Source organism: Nesterenkonia flava, from assembly GCF_031432335.1.
In the GTDB taxonomy this organism is placed as follows: Bacteria; Actinomycetota; Actinomycetes; order Actinomycetales; family Micrococcaceae; genus Nesterenkonia; species Nesterenkonia flava.
This window is the reverse complement of the sequence record NZ_JAVKGT010000061.1, coordinates 1-3,652: the sequence shown is the minus strand read 5'-3', so window position 1 is coordinate 3,652 and position 3,652 is coordinate 1. Positions and strand designations below refer to the sequence as shown.

The following is a 3,652-nucleotide window of genomic DNA, read 5'->3' as shown; positions in this document are numbered from 1 at the left end:
ACCCTCGCGGCCTAGACTCTTATTTACTTAGTCCAACTTCTGGGGCCCACTTCAAAGACTGGCCAGGGGCTCTTGGGACGTTTCACCGAAGTCATGAACGGGGAGTCTCGTTACGAGGGCATGGGGCTGCAGGAGAACGACGCCGACGGGCGGGTGCTCACTGCTACGTTCACCAACGATCCCCATACTCCTTCTCTCTGGGAGCGTGCCGTCGCCCACAATGACCCGCTCTTCGCGTATCAGCCTGAGGATCAGGAGTGATTTGAGATGCGAGCCTCCACCCACGCCGCGGGCGGCTGCTGTCACCACCTGGTGGACCGCCGCATCATACGGAGAGAGCCCGCGGGGCCCAAGGAGGGAGAGGTGCTAGGGGCCCTGAGCCCGCCCAGCATGCTGTCCGTGCCGAATCCTTCCGCTCAGGACGATGCGTTCGGGCTGTCCGCAGCGGGGTTGGAGGGGTTCGTGGAGCTCACTGCAGGCAGGGCTCGGCTTCATCTTGCAGCAGGAGGAAGAGCGCATTCTCCTGACACGAGATCCCGAGGGTCTCGGCGAGGACACACCGAGCCTCGGTGATGATCACCATGCGCGCGCGGCGGGAGCATGCTGTCGCCGGGTGAGGTTCTCACTTCCAGCTACTGAGCAGACATCATCGTGGCCGCCAGGGCCAGCAGCTGCTCCTCGCTACCGTGTTTGCCGATCAGCTGCACTGACCAGCTCATGGATTCCGCGTCCGTGTGGACCGGCACATTGATGGCCGGCAGTCCCAGCACGTTAACTACTGAACTGTAGGGCGTGAACCGGCACTGCTGCACGTAGTTCTCCTCGGGAGGCAGGGCGGCGAACCACCCGATCTCGGGAGGCCGGAAGGCCAGCATCGGCGTCATGATCACGTCCCACGGACCGAAGATCTCCTCGACGTTGTCGGAGAACTCCTGCAGTGACGTGATGGCCTCCTGCGTCTTCTCCTGCGGCCGGGATCCGGCCAGGTCAAGGAAGTAGCGCGTCAGGGGCTCCAGCTGGGTGACCTGTTCCTCAGTGAACTCACTTTCCGCCAGGCGCGAAGTCCACAGAGTCTGGAACCGGCGGTGATAGCCCTCCGGCCAGAAACGGTCGGCGCCGGTGCAGTGATCGGTCCCTTGGACCACATGCCCGGACTCGGAGACTGCGGCGATTCCGGCTTCCAGCGCCGCCAACGCCGGTTCTTCCAGCGTGATCTCCACGTCCGGTGAGAAGGGCGACTCAGTGGTGACCCCTACTCGCAGCGGTGGCAGCCCCTCCGAGAGAGCCCTGCGCACTGTCCGCATGGCGGGACCCTCCGCCAGGGGGAACTCCTTCCGCCGGGAACCTCGCGAACGGGAGCCAGCGACAGCATCGGAGGAAACCGTGAACCGGTGACCGGCCATCACATCGAACAGCAGGGCAGCATCTTCAGCGGTGGTGGCCAGTGGACCGGAGGTCATGAGACTGCGAACTCCGGTGCCGGCGTCGTCGTCGGACATGCGCCCCCTGCCGGGTTTCAGCCCCACTAGCCCGCAGGCCGCGGCCGGGATGCGGATGGAGCCTCCACCATCACTGCCAGGGGCAAAGGGCAGGATCCCCGCCGCCACCGCAGCCGCGCCCCCGCCGGTAGAGCCACCGGCCGTGCGGGTCAGGCTCAGGGGATTGCGGGCGGGCGCACCGATGCGGTTCTCCGAATAACAGGGGAGACCGAACTCGGGGACTTGGGTCTTGCCGACACTGATGGCTCCGGCCCGATGGACCCGCCGGGCCAACGGGTGGTCGCGAGCGGGAACCTGAGGAGGCAGCGCGGCCGTTCCCATGGTGAGCGGCAGGCCGGCCACGGGCACGAGATCCTTGAATGCAGTCGGCAGTCCCAGCAGCGGATGCGTCGCCGAGAGCTCGGTCAGGCCCCGATCCTCGCTGCGTCCCAGCAGGTCCAGAGTGGCATCGGTCTGCGCCGCCCGCGCCAGAGCGAATTCAGGGTCCAGGTGCAGGAACGCGCCCAGGCCGGACATCGTAGCGGCTGCGGTGAGCGCCGTCGTCGTCAGCTCCACACAGGAGACGTCCCGCGCAAGGACTGCGCGCCGCCACTGTGCTGCCGTCGCGGCGCGAAAATCGGCAAGCGAGAGGTCGGTGGTGCGATCGGCAGGCTCCATTATGCGCTCACTTCCGTCTCATCCCGTGGCCGATCGGCATCGGCACTGGTCTTCTGCCACCCTATGCGCAATGAATTGTCAGAAGCGATACCCTTCAATCGTTGGCGAGCAAGTAAGGAGATGACCGTGCCGGAGACTGTCCCCGCCCCTGACGTGCCCGAAGGGGCCGTGCTGTTGGATGTCCGCGAGGCTTACGAGTTCCAGGCCGGCCACGCACCGGCAGCGATGCACATCCCGGTGGATGAGATCCCCGCCCGGTTCCAGGACGAGCTGGACCCCGACGAGGACTACTACGTCATCTGCCGCACCGGAGGCCGCAGCATCCAGATCACCCAGTGGCTGGATCAGCAGGGGTACTCCGCCATCTTTGTTGGCGGCGGCTATGACGCCTGGGTCGAATCCGGCCGCCCCCTGACCGCTGAAGGCGACGAGGAGCCGCGAGTTCTGTGAGCACTGATTCCCCGCGTGTGTACGTGGGTACCGACGACGACGCCGGCCTCTCCGCGGAGAACCTTGAGGTTCCCCGCTATTCCTTCCTGGGACCCGCGGGCACTTTCACCGAAGCGGCTCTGCTGCAGATGCCCGGTGCCGAAGCGGCCGAGCGGATCCCCGCGGCGAGCGTGCTCTCGGCTCTGGGCATGGTGGAAGACGGCGAGGTCCACGGCGCCATGGTGCCCATTGAGAACTCCGTCGAAGGCGGGGTCACGGCCACCCTCGACGCCGTCTCGGTGGCGCATAACCTGCATATCGTGGCTGAGGCGCTGGTGCCCATCAGCTTTGTCCTGGTCTCCCGCGAACCGATGCCGGTTGAGGGGATCACCTCCATCGCCACCCACTCCCACGCGTGGGCCCAGGTCCGGAAGTGGGCTGAGGTGACCACGCCGCGGGCGGAGTTTGTCCCGGCGTCGTCGACCGCTGCGGCAGCCCACGGGCTGCTCTCAGAGGTGCCGGTAGCCGATGCTGCCATCTGCGCGCCTCTGGTCGCGCAGCAGCTGGGACTGCATGTCCTCGCCTCGGGCATCGAGGACATCCCCGGGGCGGTGACCCGCTTCGTCATGGTCACTAAGCCCGGACCGGTGCCGTCGATGACCGGGGCGGACAAGACCACGATCATGATCCCGCTGCCACAGGATCGCCCGGGCGCACTGATGGAGATCCTCGAGCACTTCTCCACCCGGGGAGTGAACCTGTGCCGTATCGAGTCGCGGCCCACGGGTGATGGACTGGGGCAGTACTTCTTCTCCATTGATCTGGAGGGGCACATTGCCGAGGCACGAGTCGCGGACGCGCTCGCCGGCATCCACAGGCTTTCGCCGCAGATTCGGTTCCTCGGCTCCTACCCCCGGGCAGATCAGAAGCCCCAGGTCGTTCTCCACGAGGTCAATGACGAGGCCTTCTCGGCCGCCCACGCCTGGATCTCCCAGCTGCGCGGCCAGACCCGCGCCTAGATGTACTTCCCCGTGAGGTTGTGAACACGGTCTGAGGGCACAGCGCCT

4 protein-coding genes are annotated in these 3,652 nt (G+C 66.3%); 3 read left to right on the top strand and 1 reads right to left on the bottom strand.

Translation table 11 applies throughout. The annotated features are described in order from the left end of the window. The first annotated feature begins 93 nt into the window (after positions 1–93). Positions 94–261 carry a hypothetical protein gene (locus RH857_RS13400; protein ID WP_310538475.1) on the top strand — a complete coding sequence of 56 codons (168 nt, stop codon included), beginning with the start codon at positions 94–96 and terminating at the stop codon, positions 259–261. A gap of 371 nt (positions 262–632) precedes the next feature. On the opposite strand, the gene RH857_RS13395 is transcribed toward RH857_RS13400, so the two are convergent. Further along, positions 633–2,156 (bottom strand): amidase, encoded by a 1,524-nt coding sequence (locus RH857_RS13395; RefSeq protein WP_310538474.1) that lies wholly within the window; start codon positions 2,154–2,156, stop codon positions 633–635. Positions 2,157–2,276: 120 nt separating this feature from the next. Here RH857_RS13395 and RH857_RS13390 point away from each other — a divergent pair, with 120 nt between their 5' ends. After that, entirely contained in the window at positions 2,277–2,606 is a 330-nt protein-coding gene (locus RH857_RS13390) for a rhodanese-like domain-containing protein (RefSeq protein WP_310538473.1), read from the top strand. A 23-nt stretch (positions 2,607–2,629) separates the two neighbouring features. Further along, entirely contained in the window at positions 2,630–3,604 is a 975-nt protein-coding gene (gene pheA / locus RH857_RS13385; protein ID WP_310538476.1) for a prephenate dehydratase, read from the top strand. Positions 3,605–3,652 lie beyond the last annotated feature (48 nt).

Bases quoted from the DNA above. Each gene is read 5' to 3' on its own strand.
- RH857_RS13390 (WP_310538473.1), top strand. From the start codon at position 2,277: ATGACCGTGCCGGAGACTGTCCCCGCCCCTGACGTGCCCGAAGGGGCC.
- RH857_RS13395 (WP_310538474.1), bottom strand. From the start codon at position 2,156: ATGGAGCCTGCCGATCGCACCACCGACCTCTCGCTTGCCGATTTTCGC.
- RH857_RS13400 (WP_310538475.1), top strand. From the start codon at position 94: ATGAACGGGGAGTCTCGTTACGAGGGCATGGGGCTGCAGGAGAACGAC.